The sequence below is a fragment of the Pantoea sp. Morm genome, assembly GCF_016643525.1.
In the GTDB taxonomy this organism is placed as follows: Bacteria; Pseudomonadota; Gammaproteobacteria; order Enterobacterales; family Enterobacteriaceae; genus Pantoea; species Pantoea dispersa.
On record NZ_VOQX01000018.1, the window covers coordinates 40082 to 65440 of the forward strand.

A 25359-nucleotide genomic window follows, 5' to 3' on the forward strand; every position below is an offset into this window, starting at 1 on the left:
CAACGCCCGTTACTGCTGCGGACGAATTGGAATCAGATATTCGCAGCGAATCTCCATTGGCGGCTCGCTGCGCTTCTTGCCACCGTGCGTATAGAAACGCTCAATATCCTGGCCCTGACGGCGCACCAGGCCGAGGGTCGGCATACAGGTGCCGTACAGCAACAGAATAAACTCCTGCAGCGCAGTGCGCGGTCCCTGATAGCTGAACTGCACATAATCCCCGGCTTCCAGAATCACGCTCTGGTTTGACTGCATGCTCAGCGCCTGCTGGTCGGCCGGCACCGCCGTGGTGTACAGAATCTCCTGCTCATCATCCTTCTCATGGCTGGCGCGTACCTGATGCAGGCCGTACAGCACCGGCGGCACGGTATCGGTCTCCAGCAGGAACTGCTTCCAGAAGTGAATGCGCATCTCGTCGCGGTAGCTGGAGATCTGCTCCAGCGTACAGGTATAGCTTTGCGTTTGCCCCACCAGCACCGTTTCCGGCAGCGTGACGAACTGCGCTTGCGGCATCGGGTAATCATCGAGACGAATCGGCGGGCGAATGCCGTACGAATTCCACTCCGACGAGCGGCGATACCACGCAGGTGTCTGATTGAACTGCTTTTTAAACGCGCGGGTAAAGGTTTGCTGCGAATCGAAGCGATACTGCAGCGCAATGTCGAGGATTGGCCGGCTGGTGAGACGCAGCGCGACGGCGGCCTTGGACAGCCGGCGGGCGCGGATATACGCGCCGATGGCGTGGCCAGTAACTTCCTTGAACATTCGCTGCAGGTGCCACTTGGAATAGCCCGCTTTTAGCGCAACGTTATCGAGCGAAAGGGGTTGATCCAGATGGCTTTCCAGCCAGACAAGCAAATCGCGAATGATACCGGCTTGGTCCATAAAACATCCTCATAACTCTCTGGTGGCGCAACGATGAAGTCACCGAATAGTAGCACGAATTGCACAACGGCGCGGGGGTGGTTTGCCAGTTAACTGTGCTACATCAATGCGGGTTGAAACCCGTTAGGTTTGGTTCTCGGTTCGATTAACAGTACATTACATTCACATCTATTCCGTTTGCAATGGTAACTCAATGACAATAGCTCGCAATCTTATAGTCACGCTGGCAACATTTATGTTGAGTCAGAGCGTGCTGGCCGAGGAGATCGGCTCCGTTGACACCGTATTCAAGATGTTTGGCCCCGATCATAAGATCGTGGTGGAAGCCTTCGACGACCCCGACGTTAAAAATGTAACCTGTTATATCAGCCGGGCGAAAACCGGCGGTATTAAGGGCGGACTGGGTCTGGCGGAAGATACTTCCGACGCGGCCATCTCCTGTCAGCAGGTGGGACCGATAGAGCTTAGCGATAAAATCGCGCAGGGCAAGGCGCAGGGTGAAGTGGTGTTCCGCAAACGCACTTCACTGGTGTTTAAAAAGCTGCAGGTAGTGCGCTTCTTTGACCAGAAACGTCATGCGCTGGTGTACCTGAGCTATTCGGATAAAGTGGTCGATGGCTCACCGAAAAATGCGCTGAGCGCGGTGCCGATTATGCCGTGGCACTGAGCCGATAAAAAAACGCCCTGACGGGCGTTTTTTTGTTTCGCGACGGACGCTTAATCCTGCAGCTCGCCGCAGAAGCGGTAGCCTTCGCCGTGGATAGTGGCGATGATTTCCGGCGTATCCGGCGTCGACTCAAAGTGTTTGCGGATGCGGCGAATGGTGACATCCACCGTGCGGTCATGCGGCTTCAGCTCGCGACCGGTCATCTTCTTCAGCAGGTCAGCTCGCGTCTGGATTTTGCCCGGATTTTCACAGAAGTGCAGCATGGCGCGGAACTCACTGCGCGGCAGCTTGTACTGATCGCCGTTCGGGCTGATCAGCGAGCGGCTGTTAATATCCAGTTCCCAGCCGTTGAAGCGATAGCTCTCGACCTGACGGCGCTCTTCGCTCGGCATCGCCAGATTCATGGTACGCGACAGCAGGTTGCGCGCACGAATCGTCAGCTCACGCGGGTTGAACGGCTTGGTGATGTAGTCGTCGGCACCGATCTCCAGACCGAGGATTTTATCCACTTCATTATCACGGCCAGTGAGGAACATCAGGGCGACGTTAGCCTGTTCGCGCAATTCACGCGCCAGCAGCAAACCGTTTTTGCCCGGCAGGTTGATATCCATAATCACCAGATTGACGTCGTTATCGGTCAAAACCTGATGCATCTCGGCGCCGTCGGTGGCTTCATAGACCACGTAACCTTCGGCCTCAAAAATACTTTTGAGGGTGTTACGCGTGACCAGTTCGTCTTCAACGATAAGAATGTGCGGGGTCTGCATGTTTCGCTACCTAAAATTTGCCAACAAATCGAAAACAGGGCGTACGGCGGTTGCCATAACTGTTCCACTGAACAGTGGGCCGTTCGCAACCGGTGTACGAAATGATCTTCGGAATACACCATCCATCTACGTCAACTTCAGTGTTAGCTCAGCCAGTCAGGATGAATATTTGCGTGCCCCGTGGGTATCGGACTGGCGCTTATCCTAACCGTATTAACAGCAACCTAACAGCACCAACAACAACCGATAAGCATAAAAACAACGCTTCGTTGACTTATATCAAATGCAAGTGTAGCACGTTAACACTTTTATGAAAAACTTCTACTGGAATGCCAGCTTAGCTCACAAAAAGCAGCATTTTCGCTACATTTCAGCTGCATCAGCGCAAAAGTAAAACCTGCAGGTAATAACTTTTTAATTGCATGAAAAATAATGTTTTAATATGGGTTTAGCGCATAAATTTTGCTTATTACGCATAATTACGCCTGCCCGGCATTTTTGCCCTGTTTTAACATCCTTAACATCTTATTTTCTCAGGCCCGTGCGGTTGGTATTTTGTCGCCTGCATGCCAACATAGGTCGGGTTATTAACCGTTCGATGGAAAAATCATGCATTTCCCCTTGATCCTTGTCTCACCCGCTCGCCCGGAGAATATCGGCGCGGCCGCCCGCGCCATGAAAACCATGGGATTTAGCGAGTTGCGTATTGTCGCCAGTGACGCCTGGCAGGATCCGGCCGCGCGGCGAGTGGCCCACGGCGCCGGTGAGATTCTTGACCATGTGAAAACCTATGACACGCTGAGCGCTGCGCTGGCGGATGTCGATTTTTCCGTGGCCACGACCGCCCGCAGCCGGGCGAAGTTTCGCTATTACGCCACGCCGGCGCAGGTCGAAACCATCCTGCAGGAGAAGCGTCAGTGGCTGAACCGCATCGCGCTGGTGTTTGGCCGTGAAGACAGCGGGCTGACTAATGAGGAGCTGGAACAGGTCGATCTGCTGACCGGCATTCCGATGGCGCAGGACTATCCTTCGCTGAATCTCGGCCAGGCGGTGATGGTGTACTGCTATCAGCTGTCGGCGCTGCATCAGGTGGCAGCCGCGCCGGTTGAGGCGGCTAACGCGCAGCAGCTGCAGGCGCTGCGTCAGCGTTTTCATCAACTGCTGGTGACGCTGGAAGTCAGCAATGATGCCAAGCTGGCGGACTGGATCGATCAGCGCATCGGTCTGCTTGAGCAGCGCGACAGCGCCATGCTGCACCGTTTGCTGCACGACGTAGAAAAAAAACTTATAGATAATTGCTCGGGAAAACCGGCTCCGGACAGTGAGTGATCGGGCGTCTGTGACGCTGCCTGAACGATCGCAATCCGATTCGGCGTCTGCGGCGCAGCACTGCGCAGCAGCACTATTCGGGTGCAAAGACAAATTCGTTGACTTAACGTGCGCTTTGCTTTACTTCTGGAAGGCAGACGGACAAGACAAAGACAGACAGAAAAAATCTCAATGCGTAACCACAGCCTGAACACCACCATTATTATTACCACCACCATTACCACAGGTAACGGTGCGGGCTGACGCATACAGGAAAAACAAAAGAAAGAAGCCCGCACCTCAACAGTGCGGGCTTTTTTTTCGGCAAAAATTCAGGAGAGCTTCAATCATGCGAGTGCTGAAATTCGGCGGAACCTCGGTAGCCAATGCGGAACGTTTTCTCCGCGTGGCAGATATTCTGGAAAGCAATGCGCAACAGGGACAGGTTGCCACCGTGCTCTCTGCGCCGGCGAAAATCACCAATCATCTGGTAGCGATGATTGAGAAAACCATCAGCGGCCAGGATGCGCTGCCGAATATCAGCGATGCCGAACGCATTTTTGCCGAACTGCTGCAGGGGCTGACCGACGCTCAGCCTGGTTTCGATTACGATGGCCTGAAAACCCGCGTTGAGCTGGAGTTTGCCCAGCTGAAACAGGTGCTGCACGGCATCAGCCTGCTGGGGCAGTGCCCGGATGCCGTGAACGCCGCCATTATCTGTCGCGGTGAGAAGCTGTCGATTGCCATCATGGAAGCGCTGCTGCAGGCGCGCGGCCACAAAGTGACGGTGGTCGATCCGGTCGAGAAACTGCTGGCGGTGGGCCACTATCTTGAATCGACCGTGGATATCGCCGAATCCACCCGGCGTATCGCGGCCAGCCAGATCCCGACCGACCACATGATCCTGATGGCGGGCTTCACCGCCGGCAATGAGAAGGGCGAGCTGGTGGTGCTGGGGCGCAACGGCTCCGACTACTCAGCGGCCGTGCTGGCGGCGTGTCTGCGCGCGGACTGCTGTGAAATCTGGACCGATGTCGATGGCGTTTACACCTGCGATCCGCGTCAGGTGCCGGATGCGCGTCTGCTGAAGTCGATGTCTTATCAGGAAGCGATGGAGCTCTCCTACTTTGGCGCCAAAGTGCTGCACCCGCGCACCATCGCGCCGATTGCCCAGTTCCAGATTCCGTGCTTGATCAAAAATACCGCCAATCCTCAGGCGCCAGGCACTCTGATTGGCGGCGAAGGCGAAGTGGATGAAAATCCGGTAAAAGGCATCACTAATCTGAATCACATGGCGATGTTCAACGTCTCCGGTCCGGGCATGAAAGGCATGGTGGGCATGGCGGCGCGCGTGTTTGCCGCGATGTCGCGCACCGGCATTTCCGTGGTGCTGATTACCCAATCCTCCTCCGAATACAGCATCAGCTTCTGCGTGCCGCAGAGCGAGCAGGCGCGCGCGCGTCGCGTGCTGGAAGAGGAATTCTACCTCGAACTGAAAGATGGCCTGCTCGATCCGCTCGACGTGCTGGAGCAGCTGGCGGTGATTTCGGTGGTGGGCGACGGCATGCGCACGCTGCGCGGCATCTCCGCTAAATTCTTCTCGGCGCTGGCACGCGCCAACATCAATATCGTGGCGATTGCTCAGGGCTCCTCTGAGCGCTCCATCTCCGTCGTGGTCAGCAACGATGACGTCACCACCGGCGTGCGCGTGGTGCATCAGATGCTGTTCGCCACCGATCAGGTGATCGAAGTGTTTGTGGTGGGCGTCGGCGGCGTCGGCGGCGCGCTGCTTGAGCAACTGCACCGTCAGCAGGCGTGGCTGAAGGGCAAGCATATCGATCTGCGCGTGTGCGGCATCGCCAACTCGCATGCGCTGCTGACCAACGTGCACGGCATCGACCTCAGCAACTGGAAGGCGGCTCTGGCGGAAGCCAAAGAGCCGTTTAACCTCGGCCGGCTGATTCGTCTGGTGAAAGAGTACCATCTGCTCAACCCGGTGATCGTCGACTGTACCTCCAGCCAGGCGGTGGCCGATCAGTACGCAGACTTCCTCGCCGAAGGTTTCCACGTGGTCACGCCGAATAAGAAGGCCAACACCTCGTCGTGGAATTACTACCAGCAGATGCGTGCGGCGGCGGCGAAATCGCGCCGTAAGTTCCTCTACGACACCAACGTCGGTGCCGGTCTGCCGGTGATTGAAAACCTGCAGAACCTGCTGAACGCCGGCGATGAGCTGATCAAATTCTCCGGCATCCTGTCGGGCTCGCTGTCGTTTATCTTTGGCAAGCTGGATGAGGGCGTAACGCTGTCCGAAGCCACCCGCATGGCGCGCGAACTGGGCTTTACCGAGCCGGATCCGCGTGACGATCTGTCCGGCACTGACGTGGCGCGCAAGCTGCTGATTCTGGCGCGTGAGGCGGGTCATCAGCTGGAGCTGAGCGACATCGATATCGAGCCGCTGCTGCCCGCCAGCCTGACGGACATCGCCGACGTCGATCAGTTTATGGCGCGGCTGCCGGAGCTGGACAACGCCTTTGCCGCGCGCGTTGCCAAAGCGCGTGATGAGGGTAAAGTGTTACGCTTCGTCGGCGCGATTGAAGAGGGCGGCGCCTGCAAAGTTAAAATCGATGCGGTGGACGGCAACGATCCGCTGTACAAAGTGAAAAACGGCGAGAACGCACTGGCGTTTTACAGCCGCTATTATCAGCCGATCCCGCTGGTTCTGCGCGGATATGGCGCGGGGAATGATGTCACCGCGGCGGGTGTGTTTGCCGATTTGCTGCGCACGCTGACGTGGAAGTTGGGAGTTTAATGATGGTAAAAATTTATGCACCGGCCTCGATAGGTAACGTCAGCGTCGGCTTTGATGTGCTGGGCGCGGCGGTTTCGCCGGTGGATGGCTCGCTGCTGGGCGACTGCGTGTCGGTCGAAGCGGCAGACCAGTTTAGCCTGCAGAATAAAGGGCGCTTTGTCAGCAAACTGCCCGCCGATCCGCAGGAAAACATCGTTTACCAGTGCTGGCAGCGTTTCTGCCAGGCGATTGGTAAAGACGTTCCGGTGGCGATGACGCTGGAGAAAAACATGCCGATTGGTTCAGGCCTCGGTTCCAGCGCCTGCTCGGTGGTGGCCGGCCTGATGGCGATGAATGAGTTCTGCGGCCAGCCGCTTAACGATACCGAGCTGCTGGCGCTGATGGGCGAGCTGGAAGGGCGCATCTCCGGCAGCGTGCACTATGACAACGTCGCGCCGTGCTTCCTCGGCGGCGTACAGCTGATGATTGAAGAGAACGGGATCATCAGCCAGGAGGTGCCGTGCTTTGATGACTGGCTGTGGGTAATGGCTTATCCGGGCATCAAAGTCTCCACGGCGGAAGCACGCGCCATTCTGCCGGCGCAGTATCGCAAGCAGGATGCCATCAAACATGGTCGTCTGCTGGCCGGCTTTATTCACGCCTGCCACACCCGTCAGCCGCTGCTGGCGGCTAAACTGATGCAGGATGTGATCGCCGAGCCGTATCGCACCAAACTGCTGCCGGGCTTTGCGGAGGCGCGTCAGGCGGCCAGCGACATTGGCGCGCTGGCCTGCGGTATTTCGGGCTCTGGCCCGACACTTTTCGCCGTTTGCAACGAGATGGCAACGGCACAGCGGATGGCGGACTGGCTGAGCCAGCACTATCTGCAGAATGAGGAAGGCTTCGTCCATATCTGCCGTCTTGATACGGCTGGCGCACGTAAACTGGGATAACGCATGAAACTCTACAACCTTAAGGATCACAACGAGCAGGTTAGCTTCGCGCAGGCCGTGAAACAGGGCCTCGGCTCGCAGCAGGGGCTGTTTTTCCCGCTGGAACTGCCGGAATTCGAGCTGACCGACATTGATGCGATGCTGGAGATGGATTTCGTCAGCCGCAGCAGCAAGATTCTCTCTGCTTACATCGGCGATGAAATTGCCGCGCACCAGCTGGCCGAGCGCGTGAAGAACGCCTTTGCTTTCCCGGCACCGGTGAGCCAGGTGAGCGACGATGTGGCCTGTCTCGAACTGTTCCACGGTCCGACACTGGCGTTTAAAGATTTCGGCGGGCGCTTTATGGCGCAGATGCTGTCATACGTGTCTGGCGCGGATGAGCAGATCACCATTCTGACTGCGACCTCCGGCGATACCGGTGCAGCGGTGGCGCACGCATTCTACGGCATGGAAAACGTGCGCGTGGTCATCCTCTATCCGCAGGGCAAAATCAGTCCGCTGCAGGAGAAGCTGTTCTGTACGCTGGGCGGTAACATCGAAACCATCGCGATCGATGGCGACTTCGATGCCTGTCAGGCGCTGGTTAAGCAGGCGTTTGATGACGAAGAGCTGAAAAAAGCCATCGGCCTGAACTCGGCTAACTCCATCAATATCAGCCGTCTGCTGGCACAGATTTGCTATTACTTCGAGGCGGTGGCGCAGCTGCCGCAGGAGAAACGTAATCAGCTGGTGGTGTCAGTGCCAAGCGGCAACTTTGGCGATCTCACGGCCGGCCTGCTGGCGAAATCGCTCGGTCTGCCGATCAAGCGCTTTATCGCCGCGACCAACGCCAACGATACCGTGCCGCGCTTCCTTGCCGACGGTCAGTGGCAGCCGAACGCGACCGTGGCAACGCTGTCGAACGCGATGGATGTCAGCCAGCCTAACAACTGGCCGCGTGTGGAAGAGCTGTTCCGCCGCAAAACCTGGCGCCTGACCGATCTGGCCTACGGCGCGGTGTCGGATGAGACCACCAAAGCCACCATGCGCGAGCTGGCAGAGCTGGGTTACCTGTCAGAACCGCACGCGGCGATTGCCTATCGTCTGCTGCGCGATCAGCTGCAGGAAGGGGAGTTTGGCCTGTTCCTCGGCACCGCGCATCCGGCGAAGTTTAAGGAGAGCGTGGAAGAGATTCTCGGCCAGCCGCTGCCGCTGCCGGAAGCGCTGGCCGCGCGCGCCGATTTGCCGCTGCTGTCGCATGCCATGACGGCGGATTTCGCCGCGCTGCGGGCGTTTTTGCTGAAGTAAATATCTTACGGGCCGGTCACATCGGCCCGTTATGCATTTTTCTGGCGGCGCGATTTAACGCGCGGGTTTTTAACAGACGCGCATTAATTTGCGCCGCTACGATTCAGGTGAAACTGGCGTTATTGCTCGCGGCGCTTAAATACCAGCTCGTTACCCTTACTCTCCGCCGCATCAAAGAAATAACCGTCAACATCAAACTTCTTCAGCTGCGTCGGTTTCGTCAGGCGCTTCTCAATCACGTAACGGCTCATCAGGCCACGCGCCTTCTTGGCGTAGAAACTGATCACCTTGAACTTACCGTTTTTCTCATCGAGGAACACTGGCTTAACCAGCTCGGCATTCAGCTGTTTCGGCTTGATGGCTTTGAAATACTCATCGGAGGCGAGGTTGATCAGCACGTCATCGCCCTGTTCCGCCAGCGCGTCGTTGAGCTTTTGCGTCAGCAGGTCGCCCCAGAAGCTGTAGAGATCTTTGCCGGCCGGATTCGCCAGTTTGATGCCCATCTCTAAGCGGTACGGCTGCATCAAATCCAGCGGGCGCAGCAGGCCATACAGGCCCGAAAGCATGCGCAGGTGTTTTTGGGCAAAATCAAAGTCGGCTTCGCTGAAGGTCTCTGCCTGCAAACCGGTATAAACATCACCTTTGAAGGCCAGAATTGCCTGCCGCGCATTATCGGGTGAGAAGGGCGGCTGCCACTGGCTGAAACGGTCGGCGTTGAGGTGCGCCAGTTTGTCGCTGATGCCCATCAGCGAAGCGATTTGCGCCGGGGAAAGATCGCGCGCCACGTCAATCAGCTGCTGTGATTTTTCTAACAGCGCCGGTTGGGTAAACCTTGAGGTTGCCAGCGGGCTTTCATAATCCAGTGTCTTGGCTGGCGAGATAACCATCAGCATTGTGTCTGTCCTCGTTGACCCGCTGTATTCAGGGGATGGATGGGAAAAATGTCGCGACGAGTGTAGCAAAAAAGCTGCACAGATCGGCAAATCGCTCCCATTTGTTAGCGCTATCGTAAAGGGCACGCGGCGATGTTGCGCCGCTTAGCCTGCGTGATATTATCGCAACAGCCTTTTACACCCTGACAGTCAACTTAAGAGAAAAGAGAACCATGACGGACAAACTTACTTCCTTGCGTCAGCTGACTACTGTGGTCGCCGACACCGGTGATATCGCGGCAATGAAACTCTACCAACCGCAGGATGCCACCACTAACCCTTCTTTGATCCTCAACGCTGCGCAAATCCCTGAATACCGCAAACTGATTGACGAAGCCATTAGCTGGGCACGTCAGCAGAGCAGCAACAAAGAAGAGCAGCTGGCGTTGGTTTCTGACAAGCTGGCCGTCAACATTGGTCTGGAAATTCTCAAACTGATCCCGGGACGTATCTCTACTGAAGTTGACGCGCGTCTCTCTTACGACACCGAAGCGAGCATCGCGAAAGCACGCAGCCTGATCAAACTGTACAACGATGCCGGCATCAGCAACGATCGTATCCTGATCAAACTGGCCTCAACCTGGCAGGGCATCCGCGCGGCGGAGCAGCTGGAGAAAGAAGGCATCAACTGTAACCTGACGCTGCTGTTCTCCTTCGCCCAGGCGCGTGCCTGTGCCGAAGCGGGCGTGTTCCTGATTTCGCCATTTGTTGGCCGTATCCTCGACTGGTACAAGCAGAACACCGACAAGAAAGAGTACGCAGCGCATGAAGATCCAGGCGTGGTATCCGTGTCTGAAATCTACAACTACTACAAGCAGCACGGCTATGAAACCGTGGTGATGGGCGCCAGCTTCCGTAACGTCGGCGAAATCATCGAGCTGGCCGGTTGCGACCGCCTGACTATCTCTCCGGGCCTGCTGAAAGAGCTGGCCGAGAGCGAAGGCAGCGTAGAGCGTAAACTGAGCTACAGCGGCGAAGTGAAAGCGCGTCCGGCTAAAATGACCGAAGCGGAATTCCTGTGGCAGCACAACCAGGATCCAATGGCGGTGACCAAACTGGCCGAAGGTATCCGCAACTTTGCCATCGACCAGGGCAAACTTGAGAAGATGATCGCCGAACTGCTGTAAGGTGATGTGCCGTGGCGGCTGCCGGTCGCCACGGTTTTCGCGTTTCCCTCGCTGATGCTTTGTATTATCCTTTCTGCCATTCCCCTTTTTCTCACCGCCCCGCGGTCAACACAGCGATAACTCTATGGATACTTTACGTATTGGCTTAATTTCCGTGTCCGATCGGGCCGCTAACGGCATCTATCAGGATCAGGGCATTCCGGCGCTGGAAAGCTGGCTTAGCGCTGCGCTGGCGACACCGTTTGAGATTGAAACCCGCCTGGTTCCGGATGAACAGCCGATGATTGAGCAGGCGATTTGCGAGCTGGTCGACGAACGTTTTTGCCACCTGGTGCTGACCACCGGCGGTACCGGTCCGGCCCGGCGCGACGTCACGCCGGATGCGACCTTAGCGGTAGCCGACCGCGAGATGCCCGGCTTTGGCGAGCAGATGCGGCAGATCAGCCTGCAGTTTGTGCCGACCGCGATTCTGTCACGCCAGGTGGGCGTGATCCGCAAGCAGTCGCTGATCCTCAATCTGCCAGGACAGCCGAAATCGATTAAAGAGACGCTGGAAGGGTTGAAAGCGGATGACGGTACGGTGAAAGTGCCAGGGATTTTCGCGGCTGTACCCTATTGTTTACAGCTGCTGGAAGGGCCTTACGTCGAAACCCACCCGGAGGTGGTAGCAGCTTTTCGCCCGAAAAGCGCACGGCGTGAGACAAACGTCTGAAAATTGCCGTTTTCAGGCATAAAATGCAGAGTGACTGGTGTGGCAAAATATTGACGGTATAGTAACCGCAGCTTTACAACTATATTGACATGGCCTCTGGATACCGCACTCTTATGGATTCGCTGACAACGCGTCGACTCAACCGCCAGGACTACAAAACCCTGGCGCTGGCTGCCCTGGGCGGGGCGCTGGAATTCTACGATTTTATCATCTTCGTCTTCTTTGCTGCGGTGATTGGCGAGCTGTTCTTTCCGCCAGACATTCCGGAATGGCTGCGTCAGGTGCAGACATTTGCCATCTTCGCCGCTGGTTATCTGGCGCGCCCGCTGGGCGGCATCATCATGGCGCACTTTGGCGACAAAGTCGGGCGCAAGAAGATGTTCAGCCTGAGTATTCTGCTGATGGCGCTGCCGACGCTGGCGATGGGCGCGCTGCCCACCTACGCCAGCATTGGCATTGCCGCACCGTTACTGATGCTGCTGATGCGCGTATTGCAGGGCGCGGCCATAGGCGGTGAGGTGCCGGGCGCGTGGGTGTTTGTTGCGGAGCATGTGCCGGAGAAGCGCATCGGCTTTGCCTGCGGCACGCTGACTGCAGGCTTAACCGCTGGCATTCTGCTCGGTTCGCTGGTGGCGACGGTGCTGAATACTTCGCTCTCGCCGGCGGCGATACGCGATCACGGCTGGCGCATTCCTTTCTTCCTCGGCGGCCTGTTTGGCCTGCTGGCGATGTATCTGCGTCGCTGGCTGCATGAAACCCCGGTATTTCGTCAGATGCAGCAGCGCAAAGCGCTGGCGGAAAAGCTGCCGCTACAGACCATCCTCGCCAGCCATAAGCGCGGCATTGCGGTGTCGATGCTGCTTACCTGGCTATTATCAGCCTGTATTGTGGTGGTGATCCTGATGGCGCCGACGCTGATGCAGAAACAGCATGGCGTGCCGGCGGCGCTCAGTCTGCAGGCCAACAGTTTCGCGACCGTGATGCTGCTGAGCGGCTGCGTGCTGGCGGGCTGGATCGTCGATCGCTACGGTGCGGCGCGTACCTTACTGATTGGTTCGCTGCTGCTGGCGCTGTGCAGCTGGAGCTTTTTCCAGCAGCTTGGCGGCACGCCGCAGATGCTGTTCATCTGGTACGGTCTGGCGGGACTGAGCGTGGGCGTGGTCGGCGTGGTGCCGTTTGTTATGGTGCGGGCGTTTCCAGCGGCGGTGCGCTTCACCGGCATTTCCTTCTCTTACAACGTGTCGTACGCCATCTTTGGCGGCCTGACGCCGATCAGCGTGACGCTGATGATGTCGCTGACGCCGATGGCGCCGGCATGGTACGTGCTGGCGCTGGCGCTGATCGGTATGCTGGTGGCGCTGTGGTTATGGCATGACAGCCGCCAGGCTAATGCGCAGCTGGATGTTTCGCTGCATTCATCGTAATGACAGCGCGCGGAGCGGCACGGCTCCGCGCGCCGTTGATTACTCGCCAATCGGCAACACGCTGCGCTCAAACTTCTCGTTCAGCACTTCGCCCATCGCCAGATAAAAGGCGCTGGCACCACAGACGATGCCCACCCAGCCGGCGATGCGCAGCAGCGCCGCGTGATCCAGCAGATGGCCGATAGCCAGCAGCGCAAACAGCAGCGTCAGGCTGGCAAACACAAACTGCAGCACTTTTGCGGCCCGCAGCGTGCCAAAGAACAGAAACAGCGTGAAGAGGCCCCACAGTGCCAGATAAGCGCCGAGGAAATGGCCATCGGCGGCGGCAGCCAGTCCCATTTTTGGCAGCAGCAGAATCGCCACCAGCGTCAGCCAGAAGCTGCCGTAGGAGGTAAAGGCGGTCAGGCCGAAGGTGTTGCCTTTTTTATACTCCAGCAGCCCGGCAAGGATTTGCGCGATGCCGCCATAAAAGAGGCCCATCGCCAGGATAATCACATCCATTTCAAACAGACCGGTGTTGTGTAAGTTGAGCAGGATGGTGGTCATACCAAAACCCATCAGGCCCAGTGGGGCGGGATTCGCCAGCGTGGTGTTGCCCATAATTCCTCAGCAGCAGCGTTATTGTTTATTGGTTTAACGCCCGCGCCAACAGCGGTGGGGCGCGGGGCGCTGCATCATAATCAGGTGGCTTTTGCCGCACTTTGATCTCACGCGGTAAGCGAATCTAAATTTTTTTTAGTACTAACCCTTGATGCGCTTCGAAGCGGCCCCATTTAGTTGTCATCAAGCATTGTGAGGCAGCAAAAAAATCTGCCGCAGCAGTTGAAAGTGGTCAGCGTGACCGCATCTCTGCTTCACAACCCAATTTGGCAAAGAATTTAAGTGGGAGACGTTTAGATGGGTAAGATTATTGGTATTGACCTGGGTACAACCAACTCATGTGTGGCGATTATGGACGGTGGCAAAGCACGCGTGCTTGAAAACGCCGAAGGCGATCGCACCACACCGTCAATCATTGCATATACCGGGGATGGCGAAACTCTGGTCGGTCAACCGGCTAAACGTCAGGCGGTGACCAACCCGCAGAACACCCTGTTTGCAATCAAGCGCCTGATCGGCCGTCGTTTCCAGGACGAAGAAGTGCAGCGTGATATCAAAATCATGCCGTACAAAATCATCGGTTCTGACAACGGTGACGCATGGCTGGACGTAAAGGGCCAGAAAATGGCACCGCCGCAGATCTCTGCAGAAGTGCTGAAAAAAATGAAGAAAACCGCAGAAGATTTTCTCGGTGAGCCGGTAACTGAAGCGGTTATTACCGTTCCAGCTTACTTCAACGATGCGCAGCGTCAGGCGACTAAAGACGCCGGCCGTATCGCGGGTCTGGACGTAAAACGTATTATCAACGAACCGACCGCAGCGGCACTGGCTTACGGCCTGGATAAAGGTCAGGGCAACCGCACCATCGCGGTATATGACCTGGGTGGCGGTACCTTCGACATCTCTATCATTGAGATCGACGAAGTCGACGGCGAGAAAACCTTTGAAGTACTGGCGACCAACGGTGATACCCACCTGGGTGGTGAAGACTTCGACAGCCGTCTGATCAACTACCTGGTTGCCGAATTCAAGAAAGATCAGGGCATCGATCTGCACAACGATCCGCTGGCGATGCAGCGCCTGAAAGAAGCCGCAGAGAAAGCGAAAATTGAGCTCTCTTCTGCGCAGCAGACCGACGTTAACCTGCCGTACATCACGGCGGATGCGACTGGTCCTAAGCACCTGAACATTAAAGTGACCCGCGCGAAGCTGGAATCACTGGTGGAAGATCTGGTTACCCGTTCGATTGAGCCGCTGAAAGTGGCGCTGAACGACGCTGGCCTGTCGGTTTCTGACATCAACGACGTGATCCTGGTTGGTGGTCAGACGCGTATGCCAATGGTGCAGGCGAAAGTGGCGGAGTTCTTCGGTAAAGAGCCACGTAAAGACGTGAACCCGGACGAAGCGGTCGCTGTGGGTGCTGCGGTACAGGGCGGCGTGCTGGCTGGTGAAGTAAAAGACGTTCTGCTGCTGGACGTGACCCCGCTGTCGCTGGGTATCGAAACCATGGGTGGCGTGATGACGTCGCTGATCAGCAAGAACACCACGATCCCAACCAAGCACAGCCAGGTGTTCTCGACTGCTGAAGACAACCAGTCTGCCGTGACCATTCACGTGCTGCAGGGTGAGCGTAAGCGTTCAGCGGATAACAAATCGCTGGGCCAGTTCAACCTCGACGGTATTCAGCCAGCGCCGCGCGGTATGCCACAGATCGAAGTGACCTTCGACATCGATGCTGACGGTATTCTGCACGTGTCTGCGAAGGACAAAAACAGCGGTAAAGAGCAGAAGATCACCATCAAAGCTTCTTCTGGCCTGAACGAGGAAGAGATCGAAAAAATGGTTCGTGACGCGGAAGCTAACGCCGAGTCAGACCGTAAATTCGAAGAGCTGGTGCAGACGCGTAACCAGGGTGACCAGATTGCGCACAGCACGCGTAAGCAGCTGGACGAAGCCGGTGACAAACTGTCAGCGGAAGACAAAGCACCGATCGAGTCTGCCCTGAACGAGCTGAACACCGCGCTGAAAGGCGAAGATAAAGCAGAAATCGAAGCCAAAATGCAGGCGCTGATGGAAGTGTCCAGCAAGCTGATGGAACTGGCGCAGCAACAGGCTCAGGCCGGCGCAGCGGATGCCGGCGACGCTTCGGCGAAGAAAGATGACGACGTTGTCGACGCTGAATTCGAAGAAGTGAAAGATAAAAAATAATTGCCCCTGACCGGGCGCGACGGCTGGCCTGACAGCCGTTGAAACCAGCACGGGCGTCGGAGATCTCTCCACGCCCGTGCGATCATGTTAAGGGCAGAGAAAAATGGCTAAGAGTGATTTTTACGAGATCTTAGGCGTCTCAAAATCCGCCGATGAGCGCGAAATCAAAAAGGCCTATAAGCGCCTGGCGATGAAGTATCACCCGGACCGTAATCCGGGCGATAAAGAGGCCGAGACGAAATTCAAAGAGGTCAAGGAAGCCTACGAGATCCTCACCGATGCGCAGAAGCGTGCAGCTTACGATCAGTACGGTCATGCGGCGTTTGAGCAGGGCGGTGGTGGCGGCTTCGGCGGCGGCTTTGGTGGCGGCGGTGCCGACTTCAGCGATATCTTTGGCGACGTGTTCGGCGATATCTTTGGTGGTGGTCGCCGTCAGCGCGCCTCACGTGGCGCCGATTTACGCTACAACATGGAACTGACGCTGGAAGAAGCGGTACGCGGCGTGACCAAAGAGATCCGCATTCCAACGCTGGAAGAGTGTGATGTCTGCCACGGCAGCGGCGCCAAAGCGGGCACCCAGCCGCAGACCTGTCCGACCTGTCACGGTGCGGGCCAGGTACAGATGCGTCAGGGCTTCTTTACCGTGCAGCAAGCCTGTCCGACCTGTCACGGTCGCGGCTCGGTGATTAAAGATCCGTGCAACGCCTGTCACGGCCATGGCCGCGTTGAGCGCCAGAAAACGCTGTCGGTGAAAATCCCGGCAGGCGTCGATACCGGCGACCGTATCCGCCTCAGCGGAGAAGGTGAAGCGGGCGAACACGGCGCACCGGCTGGCGATCTGTACGTGCAGGTTTCGGTGAAGAAACACCCGATCTTCGAGCGTGAAGATAACAACCTGTACTGCGAAGTGCCGATCAACTTTGCCATGGCAGCGCTGGGCGGCGAGATTGAAGTGCCGACGCTCGACGGTCGCGTGAAGCTGAAAGTACCGGCAGAAACCCAGACCGGCAAACTGTTCCGCATGCGCGGCAAAGGCGTGAAGTCGGTGCGCGGCGGTGCGGTCGGCGATCTGTTGTGTCGCGTGGTGGTGGAAACCCCGGTCAGCCTCAACGACAAGCAAAAAGCGCTGCTGCGCGAGCTGGAAGAGAGCTTCGGCGGACCCACCGGTGAGAAAAACAGCCCGCGTTCGAAAAGCTTCTTCGACGGCGTAAAGAAGTTCTTTGACGATCTGACCCGCTAATCGGGTGCGCAGACAGTAACAAGCGGAGAGGCGACTCTCCGCTTTTTTTTATGCGCAGTTCTGCCATGCAGATATTCAACGGCATTGTTTTCGTCATTCACATCCCCGACAGCCGTTACCTTTCAAAAATACGCTGACACGCTGTAGGGTCGCCATTTATGGCGACCTCAAGCCGTGAAAATCTCCACTAAAAAACGCTTCCTCACCTTGCAAAAACCGGCTCCGTTTTCGCCAATAGCATTTTTCGGCATTGCGCCGAAAATATATCATAGGTATCTTGCAAGGCGTTTAATGAGAATGATTTTCGATAACATGCACCATCAGCGGTGTGCGGTAGCGCAGTAGCGCGGGACCGTCGCTGCAGGGAGAGAAACGTTGCCAAACCCGATTCACTATCGCGCTCCACAACGCGTGCGCAATGAATTACGCTTCCGTCACATCACCGTCGCCAGCAAAACGCGGGTGGCCGATGCCTTCTGGCGCATCGTCTTTAGCGGCAGCGATCTGGCGGGGTTCCACTCGCCCTCTTTTGACGACCACATCAAAGTGTTTTTCCCGGATACGCCGGGCGGTGCGCTGGCGCTGCCACACATGACCGAAGAAGGCATCGTCTGGCCTGACGGCGTACGTCCGGCGGCGCGCGACTATACGCCGCTGGCTTTTAATGGCAGCGATTCGCTGACGCTGGATTTTTACATCCACGACGGCGGCGTCGCCAGCAGCTGGGCGAGTGCCGCTCAGCCGGGCGATCGCATTGCGATGGGCGGCCCGCGCGGCTCATGCGTCGTGCCGGTGGATTATGCCTGTCAGATTTATGTCTGTGATGAGACCGGTCTGCCGGCGTTTAAGCGCCGCTATCAGGAAATGCAGGCACAGCAGATTCATCTGCTGGCCTGTGTTGATGAGTCAATCGGCCGCGCGTATCTTGGCGACCTGCCGGACGTCACGGTGAGCTGGCTCGGCAGCGGCAACATGCAGGCTGAGGCGCTGACGCCGCTGCTGGACCCGATTGTGCTGCCTGCTGATGACTACTTCATCTGGCTGACCGGCGAAGGCGCGGCGGTGAAACAGCTGAGCGATTACTTTACTCAGCAACGTGCGGCGCACAGCGACCTGGTGCGCGCCGTCGCTTACTGGCATCAGAAATAACCGGCGCCGGCCCGCTGCCGCCTGTGTTGAATTTTACCAGGCACCAGACTACTATCAACCTCCCTCAACTGACCCCGGGAAGGCGATGAAACAGCAGCGGGATGTTCCAGCGCACGCCGATGCGGCACAGCGTGCCAGCTGTGCCGGCGCACGCAGAAAGCGGCGCGAAAGGATGCTGGATGCCAGTGATATTCGCCTGCTGATGCTGCACTTTCTGGCCAGCGGCGCGGCGCACGGTTATGAGCTGATCAAATCGGTGGAAGAGTTGTCGAAAGGCGAATATTCCCCCAGCCCCGGCATTATTTATCCGAACCTGACGCTGCTGGAAGAGATGGACGCCATTCGCGTGGTGGATGCCCAGGCCACGCGCAAAGCCTACGCGCTCAACGATGCGGGCCGCGCGCTGCTGGCGGAAAATGGCGAAAACGTGGCGGTGATTATCGGGCGGCTCACTTCGCTGGCGATCCTGGTCAACAACCGCAGCATTCCGCAGGTAGAGCAGGCGATCCATACGCTTCGCTATACGCTCAATCACCGGCTGTCGCAGGAGCAGATTTCACCGGCCACGGTGGAAATTGTCGTGGCGGCGCTGCAGGACGCGGCAGAGAAGATCGCCAACAGCTAAGCGCGTTACGGTTTCTTCTTGTCCACGTGCCCCAGTTCGCGACCCGGCCAGCAGACATCGCGCACCCGCTGCTTCAGTGCTGCCGCATCGGGAAAGCCGCCTTCCTGTTTGCGTTCCCAAATTACCTGACCATCAATGCTGATCTCGAACACGCCGCCGCTGCCGGGCTGGAGCGTGACCGCGCTGAGATCGCCGGCAAAGGTATGCAGCAGCTCCTGCGCCATCCACGCCGAACGCAGCAGCCAGTTACATTGGGTACAGTAGTGAATGGTTACTGCCGGTTTATCTGCCATCTTATCCCTCCTGTTAGTGCCTGATTAATCATGGGTTAACAAATTGTGCGCACAAAGATACATCTTGATGCAAATGATATTGATAATGATTAGCAATTGCATTAGATTGTTTTCGCCATTATTTTACTCTCTATAAATCCCACAGGCATCCCTGCGGCACCGCGACCAGTTATATACGGCAGCTGTGCACTCAAGCGCGCATGACACTGTGCCACAGGTGCCGGGATCGATAACATTATCTGGCCAGCGTGACGCGCTGTTTCACGGTTTTTAGCATAAAGCCGTGTTTTTCTGGCAGCAAACAAGTGAGCGAATACTAACAATTAACCAGGTATTTCGCGCATGTCTTTCAACCTTCAGGGAACTGTTCAGCAGCGTCTGTGTAAAGTCGCTGTTCTTGCTTCAGCCATTCACGCAGCCTGCAGCTATGCCGCCAGCGACAGCAGTACGCTGGCGCGTTCCGCAGAGAACAACAGCAGCAACGAACCGGTAATGACCGTTACCGCACCTAAGCAGCAGGCTGGCAGCAAAACCACACTCACCGCCAGCGATCTGCAAAAACGCGGCGCCAATGACTTCGGTTCGATCATGCGTTATGAGCCGCTGGTCAGCGCCACTGGCGCGGCGGGCGGTTCGTCAGCCGGTAAAAGCGGCTTTGACCGTGCAGGCTATACCGGCTACAACATTCGCGGCCTGGAAAGTAACCGTGTCGGTCTGGATATTGATGGCATTCCGGTACCGGACGCCACCGGTCGTCCGTACGTCAGTCGCGCCGGTAACAATACCTTCGGTATCGGTCGCGACTACATCGACCCGTATATGTTTGGCAGCGTCGAAATTGAGAAGGGCGCTACATCGGTGGAACAACCTAACACCGCCATCGGCGGTAACGTATCGTTTCATAACAAGTCGCCGGACGACTACCTCAGCAGCGATAAAACCCACTATTTCGGTTATCAGAGCGACTACAGTTCGGCAGATCGCAGCTGGCACAACGGCATCACTGCGGCGGCAGGGGATGATGAACTGCGCGGCCTGTTTGTCTACAGCCGCCGCGACGGCCAGCAGACGCGCAACAACAGCGGCGTAAAAGACGCCTACCCGGCCAACTGGCACTCGGATGCCTTTATGACGTCGGGCATCTGGCAGCCAAACGATCAGCACAAGCTGAGCGCCACCTTCGATTACTACCACAAAACCAATCACACCCACTACGATACCTGGGACAGCAGCAGCGGCAACACTATTTGGGGCACTGCGCAACAGCAGAGCGATTCGCGCCGCTGGGGCATTAATCTTGCTGATGAGTGGACGCCGTACAACGAGATGATCGATACGCTGACCACGCGGGTTTACTGGCAGCAAACCGAGGCGCACGACACCACCTGGTTACCGACCAGCGCCAGTCAGTACGGCTTCGTCTACTCTGACTACAACGTCGATACCTTAGGGTTTGACACGCGCGCCAGCAAAACCCTCGGCCGCCACGAGCTGAGCGGCGGCGTCAACGCGCGCGTGGAGAACAGCGAGCGTCCGTTCCGCCAGGCGCCGAACCCGGGCACCTTCGGCACCATTACCCAGCCGCAGTCAGACAGCCGTTCCTGGACCGTGGCCGGTTATCTGCAGGATAAAATCAATTTCGATCTCGATAGCCACAATTTCGCGGTGATTCCCGGCGTGCGCGTTATTCATCAAAGCACCAAACCGAAGAACCTCGGCGATCTGACCAACGGCAGCACGGTGCTGACCGAAGAGCAGGTGGAAAAACTGTACGGCAAGACCAATTCAGACACCGAAGTGCTGCCGTCACTGACCTTCCAGTACGATATCAATCCGGCGCTCACCACCTGGCTGCAATATAAGCGCGGCGTGGAGTTCCCGACCACCAGCCAGCTGTACGGTTCGTGGAACCTTGGTTCAAGCTACGCCGGCAGCGCGCAGTATGCGCTGATTGGTAATGCCGATCTGAAAACCGAGACCAGCAACAATTTTGAGTGGGGTCTGAAAGGACAGCCGACCGACGGCATCACCCTCAATACCTCGGTGTTCTACAACACCTACAAAAACTTTATTGCCTACACCCGCTATCGCCGCGCCACCAACCCGGCGATGTTCGTCAATGTTCCGGCCAACATCTACACCAGCTATCAGGCTGAGAACCGCGACAAAGCCTACATTTATGGGGCGGAGATCAGCACCCGCGTCAACTACGGCAGCTGGTTCCCGACCGTGGATGGCCTGAGCAGCACGTTCGCGCTCGGCTACAGCGAGGGTAAAGCGAAATCCCGCTATCTGGGCGACAAATACATCGATCTCGACAGTGTCGCGCCGCTAAAAGCGATTGTCGGCGTCGCGTGGGACGACAAAGCGCGCGGTTACGGCGCGGCGCTCACCGCCACCTTCGTCAAAGGCAAACAGGCCAGCGCCACCAACCGTGAGAGCTACAGCAACAGCGGGGCGGCCATCAGCGACGCCAGCAGCGAATACATGCGCGTGCCGGGCTACGGCCTGATCGATGCCACCGCGTACTGGCAGCTGACGAAAAACGTCAGGCTGAGCGGCGGTGTCTACAACATTACCGATCGTAAATACTGGGATTACCTCAGCAGCCGCACGCTGACCAGCGCCAGCGCGCAGGAGCGCAACGACATCAATCTGGCCGTGATGCCGGGACGCACCTGGCAACTGGGCGTGAACGTCGACTTCTAATCACTTTTCGCCCTGCGGTGGCGCAGGGCATTTTCACGGGAGCAAGCGCAATGCATCAACGCTATCAACACTATCTGGCGCTGAAAGGCCAGCAGCCAAAAATGTACGCGCGTGATTTAGCCGCGCTGATGGGCATAGGGGAAGCACAGCTGTGCGAAGCGCGCGTAGGCCACGACGCGCAGCCGCTGCGCGCCGATTTTCCGGCGCTGCTGACGGCGCTGGCGGCAGTGGGTGAGACCAAAAGTATTACGCGCAATGCCTGGGCGGTGCACGAACAGCTGGGAACCTACAGCAATCTGCATCTCGGCGAACATGGCGGGCTGGTGCTTAATCCGCGTGCGCTCGACCAGCGTCTGTTTCCCGCGCAGTGGCACAGTGCTTTCTTCCTGCACGAGCAGACCGCGCACGGCGAACGGCAGAGCATACAGATTTTCGATCGTCACGCTGATGCGGTGCTGAAAATTTACACCACCGCGCAAACGGAGATGCCGGTGTGGCAGGCGTTGATTGAGCGCTTCCGGCTGGCGCACGCGCCTCAGCTGCAGCCGCAGCCGGTCAGCGCCACGCCGTTCAGCGACAGGGTGGATGCTGGCACTGTCGAAGCGGAGTGGCGTGCCATGACCGATGTGCATCAGTTCTTTGGCCTGCTGAAGCGTCACCATCTCTCGCGGCCGCAGGCGTTTCGCGCGGTGCCGGATGATTTAGCGCGTCAGGTGAGCAACACCGCGCTGGCAACGCTGCTGGCCCAGGTACAGCAGGATGGCAATGAAATCATGATTTTCGTCGGCAATCGCGGCTGTACCCAGATCTTTACCGGTACTATCGGGAAAGTAGTGCCGCTGGATAACTGGATTAACGTTTTTAACCCCACGTTCACGCTGCATCTGATGGCGGATCGCATTCACGAGAGCTGGGTGACGCGCAAGCCGGGCGGCGATGGCTTCGTCACCAGTCTGGAGCTGTTTGCTGCCGATGGCACGCAGATTGCCCAGCTGTACGGCCAGCGCAGCGAGGGCACGCCGGAACAGGCACGCTGGCGCGAGCAGGTGATGGCGCTGACGCCGACAGGAGCCGCCGCATGAAAGCGCTGATCCTGACACTGCTTGCTCTGCTGACGCTGCCGGCGTGGGCGGCGCAGCGCATCATTACTATCGGGGGCGATGTAACGCAGATCGTCTACGCGCTGGATGCGCAGGCGCAGCTGGTGGCGCGCGACAGCACCAGCCAGCATCCGGCGGCGGCCACCAGGCTGCCGGATATCGGTTATATGCGCCAGCTCAACGCGGAAGGCATTCTGGCACTGAAACCGACGCTGGTACTGGCCAGCGCGCTGGCTAAACCATCGCTGGTGTTGCAGCAGGTGGCGGACGCAGGGGTAACGGTAGTGGAGGTCAGTGGTGATAACCGCCTCGATGCCATCACGGACAAAATCGCCACTATTGGCAAAGCGCTGCAGCGTGAACAGGCGGCCCGCGCGTTGATCGACAAGGTCAACAAACAGCGTGCGCAGCTACCGCAGCAGCCGCTGCCGGTGAAAGTGCTGTTTATCATGGCGCACGGTGGATTACGTACCCAGGCGGCTGGTGCGCAGACCGGCGCTGACGGCGCAATTCGCGCTGCCGGCCTGGTTAATGCCATGGGCGCGGTGCCGCACTATCAGCAGCTGTCGCAGGAGGGCGTCGTGGCGGCGGCACCGGATTTGGTGGTGGTCGGCGAAGAGGGGCTGCGCACGCTGGGAGGCGAACAGGCGGTGTGGGCACTGCCGGGCCTGCAGCTCACGCCGGCCGGCCAGCATCACGCGCTGCTGGTGATTGATGAGATGGCGCTGCTGAGTTTCGGCCTCGATACGCCGGGCGCGATTTTGCGCCTGCGCCATGCGGCGGAAGCCGCGCAGCATGATTAACCGCCTGATGATGCGCTGGCTGATGTTAATGAGCATCAGCATGCTGGCGTGCATGCTGCTGGCGGCCAACCTCGGCGCGATGCCGCTGTCGCTGCGCACGCTGTGGCAGGCGCCGCTCAGCGATCTGGCCTGGCAAATCTGGCTCACAATTCGCCTGCCGCGCGTATTGCTGGCGGTGCTGACTGGCATGGCGCTGGCGGTGTCCGGCGCGGTGATGCAGGGGCTGTTTCGTAATCCGCTGGCCGATCCCGGACTGCTGGGTATCAGCAGCGGTGCCGGGCTGGCGGTGGCGCTCTCAGTGGTGTTGCCGCTCAGCCTGCCGCCGCTGCTGGCGCTGTGGCTGCCCTCGCTGGCAGCGTTTGCCGGCAGCCTGGTAGTGACGCTGCTGATCTTCAGCTTTAGCCGGCTGGCGCAGAGCCAGCTGGCGCGCCTGCTGCTGGTGGGCATTGCTATCAATGCGATATGCGGCGCGGCGGTTGGCGTGCTGTCGTGGCTGAGCAACGACCAGCAGCTGCGTCAGCTGTCGCTGTGGGGCATGGGCAGCCTGACGGGTGCCCAGTGGCCGAGCCTGCTGGTGTGTGCGCTGCTGATTGTTCCGGCGCTGCTGCTGGTACAGACGCGCGCGCGTCGCCTCAATCTGCTGCAGCTGGGCGAAGAGGACGCGCACTATATGGGCGTCGATGTTAAACGCACGCAGCGCCAGCTGCTGGTGCTGAGTGCGCTGCTGGTGGGCACGGCGGTGGCGGTCAGCGGCATTATCGGTTTTGTCGGGCTGGTGGTGCCGCACGTGATGCGTTTTTGTCTCGGCAGTGACCACCGCTGGCTGCTGCCGGGCGCGGCGCTGGCGGGAGCGATTCTGCTGTTGCTGGCGGATACGCTGGCGCGCACCGTGGTGATTCCGGCCGAAATGCCGGTCGGGCTGCTAACCAGTCTGCTGGGCGGGCCGTGGTTCCTGTGGCAGATTCTGCGCCAGCAAAGGGGGCTGAATGAGTGAGCAGTTGCAGGCGCGCGGACTGCGGTTTTGCCGGGGAACGCGTACCTTAATCGATGATGTCTCCCTGACGCTGCCGCCGGGCGAAATGGTTGCCCTGATCGGTCCTAACGGTGCCGGTAAGTCGACGCTGCTGCGTCTGCTGACCGGCTTTCTGCACGCGGACGCCGGCGAATGCTGGCTGGGCGATCGTCCACTGGCGGCCTGGCCGCGTGAACCGCTGGCGCAGCGCCGGGCAGTGATGCGCCAGCAAAACAGCGTCACCTTTCCGCTGCCGGCTGCCGACGTGGTGGCGATGGGGCGCGCACCCTGGCCGACCGGTAACTGCCAGGCGGTGGTGCAGGAGGTGATGCAGTTAACCGGCAGCGCGCCGCTGGCGCAGCGCGACTATCGCTCGCTGTCGGGCGGGGAGCAGCAGCGCGTGCAGCTGGCCCGGGTGCTGGCGCAGCTGTGGCATGACGACGGCCCGCGCGGCTGGCTGTTGCTGGATGAACCCACCTCCGCGCTCGATCTCTACTGGCAGCAGTCCACTCTGCGCCTGCTGCACCGGCTGACGCGCAATGGCCGTTTTAGCGTCTGCGCGGTGCTGCACGATTTGAATCTGGCCTCACTGTGGTCGGATCGGGTGTTGTTGTTACACCACGGCCAGCTGGTGGCGCAGGGCGCGCCGCACGCGGTGATGACCGAACCGATCCTGACGCGCTGGTATCAGGCCGACCTGCAGGTGGTTACGCCGCCAGCGCAGGATCGGCCGCAGATACAATTGCGGCCATAACTGCACCTGCACC

Annotated in this window: 23 protein-coding genes and 1 other annotated feature; of the genes, 18 read left to right on the forward strand and 5 right to left on the reverse strand. The window is 58.4% G+C overall.

The window, feature by feature from the left end; genetic code table 11:
- Positions 1-9: 9 nt before the first annotated feature.
- Positions 10-885, reverse strand: a complete 876-nt coding sequence (gene robA, locus FT726_RS08835; protein WP_021508651.1) for an MDR efflux pump AcrAB transcriptional activator RobA — start codon at positions 883-885, stop codon at positions 10-12.
- Between the two features lie 193 nt (positions 886-1078).
- On the opposite strand from robA, the gene creA reads away from it, so the two are divergent.
- A complete protein-coding gene (creA, locus tag FT726_RS08840; RefSeq protein ID WP_022548913.1) occupies positions 1079-1552 on the forward strand; it encodes a protein CreA in 474 nt (157 codons plus the stop codon).
- Between the two features lie 50 nt (positions 1553-1602).
- Here creA and arcA read toward each other — a convergent pair whose 3' ends face one another.
- Positions 1603-2319, reverse strand: a complete 717-nt coding sequence (arcA, locus tag FT726_RS08845; protein WP_021508652.1) for a two-component system response regulator ArcA — start codon at positions 2317-2319, stop codon at positions 1603-1605.
- A gap of 609 nt (positions 2320-2928) precedes the next feature.
- On the opposite strand from arcA, the gene FT726_RS08850 reads away from it, so the two are divergent.
- The 5 genes from FT726_RS08850 (at position 2929) to thrC (ending at position 8658) form a co-directional block, all read left to right on the forward strand.
- The gene (locus tag FT726_RS08850; RefSeq protein WP_031279901.1) at positions 2929-3648 is read left to right on the forward strand and encodes a tRNA/rRNA methyltransferase; all 720 of its coding nucleotides are present in this window, start codon (positions 2929-2931) and stop codon (positions 3646-3648) included.
- Between the two features lie 171 nt (positions 3649-3819).
- Positions 3820-3891: a thr operon leader peptide gene (thrL, locus tag FT726_RS08855; RefSeq protein WP_128601299.1), complete on the forward strand. Its 72-nt coding sequence runs from the start codon at positions 3820-3822 to the stop codon at positions 3889-3891.
- Positions 3827-3950 (forward strand) — a sequence feature (Thr leader region). Its footprint overlaps the gene before it by 65 nt.
- Before the next feature lie 26 nt (positions 3951-3976).
- Positions 3977-6439, forward strand: coding sequence for a bifunctional aspartate kinase/homoserine dehydrogenase I (thrA, locus tag FT726_RS08860; RefSeq protein ID WP_346302680.1), 2463 nt, complete (start codon positions 3977-3979; stop codon positions 6437-6439).
- Positions 6440-6441: 2 nt separating this feature from the next.
- Entirely contained in the window at positions 6442-7371 is a 930-nt protein-coding gene (thrB, locus tag FT726_RS08865) for a homoserine kinase (protein WP_141496455.1), read from the forward strand.
- A gap of 3 nt (positions 7372-7374) precedes the next feature.
- A complete protein-coding gene (thrC, locus tag FT726_RS08870; RefSeq protein ID WP_264442008.1) occupies positions 7375-8658 on the forward strand; it encodes a threonine synthase in 1284 nt (427 codons plus the stop codon).
- A gap of 119 nt (positions 8659-8777) precedes the next feature.
- Here thrC and yaaA read toward each other — a convergent pair whose 3' ends face one another.
- On the reverse strand, positions 8778-9551 hold the full coding sequence (gene yaaA / locus FT726_RS08875) for a peroxide stress protein YaaA (protein ID WP_058757132.1): 774 nt from the start codon (positions 9549-9551) through the stop codon (positions 8778-8780).
- 212 nt (positions 9552-9763) lie between these two features.
- Here yaaA and tal point away from each other — a divergent pair, with 212 nt between their 5' ends.
- From tal to FT726_RS08890, 3 genes are all read left to right on the forward strand, one after another.
- Positions 9764-10717, forward strand: coding sequence for a transaldolase (gene tal, locus FT726_RS08880; protein ID WP_058757131.1), 954 nt, complete (start codon positions 9764-9766; stop codon positions 10715-10717).
- A gap of 124 nt (positions 10718-10841) precedes the next feature.
- On the forward strand, positions 10842-11429 hold the full coding sequence (mog, locus tag FT726_RS08885) for a molybdopterin adenylyltransferase (RefSeq protein WP_058771520.1): 588 nt from the start codon (positions 10842-10844) through the stop codon (positions 11427-11429).
- A 113-nt stretch (positions 11430-11542) separates the two neighbouring features.
- Positions 11543-12853 carry an MFS transporter gene (locus tag FT726_RS08890; RefSeq protein WP_288424706.1) on the forward strand — a complete coding sequence of 437 codons (1311 nt, stop codon included), beginning with the start codon at positions 11543-11545 and terminating at the stop codon, positions 12851-12853.
- A 39-nt stretch (positions 12854-12892) separates the two neighbouring features.
- On the opposite strand, the gene satP is transcribed toward FT726_RS08890, so the two are convergent.
- Positions 12893-13453 carry an acetate uptake transporter gene (gene satP, locus FT726_RS08895; protein WP_058757128.1) on the reverse strand — a complete coding sequence of 187 codons (561 nt, stop codon included), beginning with the start codon at positions 13451-13453 and terminating at the stop codon, positions 12893-12895.
- 297 nt (positions 13454-13750) lie between these two features.
- On the opposite strand from satP, the gene dnaK reads away from it, so the two are divergent.
- The 4 genes from dnaK (at position 13751) to FT726_RS08915 (ending at position 18675) form a co-directional block, all read left to right on the forward strand.
- The gene (dnaK, locus tag FT726_RS08900) at positions 13751-15661 is read left to right on the forward strand and encodes a molecular chaperone DnaK (protein ID WP_021508662.1); all 1911 of its coding nucleotides are present in this window, start codon (positions 13751-13753) and stop codon (positions 15659-15661) included.
- A gap of 103 nt (positions 15662-15764) precedes the next feature.
- A complete protein-coding gene (dnaJ, locus tag FT726_RS08905) occupies positions 15765-16901 on the forward strand; it encodes a molecular chaperone DnaJ (protein ID WP_021508663.1) in 1137 nt (378 codons plus the stop codon).
- A 375-nt stretch (positions 16902-17276) separates the two neighbouring features.
- Entirely contained in the window at positions 17277-18050 is a 774-nt protein-coding gene (locus FT726_RS08910; RefSeq protein ID WP_346302681.1) for a siderophore-interacting protein, read from the forward strand.
- Positions 18051-18135: 85 nt separating this feature from the next.
- Positions 18136-18675, forward strand: a complete 540-nt coding sequence (locus FT726_RS08915; RefSeq protein ID WP_282996055.1) for a PadR family transcriptional regulator — start codon at positions 18136-18138, stop codon at positions 18673-18675.
- Between the two features lie 5 nt (positions 18676-18680).
- Here FT726_RS08915 and FT726_RS08920 read toward each other — a convergent pair whose 3' ends face one another.
- Positions 18681-18968 (reverse strand): SelT/SelW/SelH family protein, encoded by a 288-nt coding sequence (locus FT726_RS08920; RefSeq protein WP_288424710.1) that lies wholly within the window; start codon positions 18966-18968, stop codon positions 18681-18683.
- A gap of 342 nt (positions 18969-19310) precedes the next feature.
- Between FT726_RS08920 and FT726_RS08925 the strand changes: the two genes are divergently transcribed.
- The 5 genes from FT726_RS08925 to FT726_RS08945 are packed head-to-tail and all read left to right on the forward strand — an operon-like array spanning position 19311 to position 25346.
- Entirely contained in the window at positions 19311-21677 is a 2367-nt protein-coding gene (locus FT726_RS08925; protein ID WP_021506611.1) for a TonB-dependent receptor domain-containing protein, read from the forward strand.
- A gap of 50 nt (positions 21678-21727) precedes the next feature.
- Positions 21728-22759: a ChuX/HutX family heme-like substrate-binding protein gene (locus FT726_RS08930; protein WP_346302682.1), complete on the forward strand. Its 1032-nt coding sequence runs from the start codon at positions 21728-21730 to the stop codon at positions 22757-22759.
- The gene (locus tag FT726_RS08935; protein ID WP_058771526.1) at positions 22756-23580 is read left to right on the forward strand and encodes a hemin ABC transporter substrate-binding protein; all 825 of its coding nucleotides are present in this window, start codon (positions 22756-22758) and stop codon (positions 23578-23580) included. Before FT726_RS08930 ends, FT726_RS08935 begins: the two co-directional genes overlap by 4 nt.
- Entirely contained in the window at positions 23573-24574 is a 1002-nt protein-coding gene (locus FT726_RS08940) for an iron ABC transporter permease (protein ID WP_288424716.1), read from the forward strand. The genes FT726_RS08935 and FT726_RS08940 overlap by 8 nt, the downstream gene beginning before the upstream one ends.
- Positions 24567-25346, forward strand: coding sequence for a heme ABC transporter ATP-binding protein (locus tag FT726_RS08945; RefSeq protein ID WP_058757122.1), 780 nt, complete (start codon positions 24567-24569; stop codon positions 25344-25346). The genes FT726_RS08940 and FT726_RS08945 overlap by 8 nt, the downstream gene beginning before the upstream one ends.
- Positions 25347-25359 lie beyond the last annotated feature (13 nt).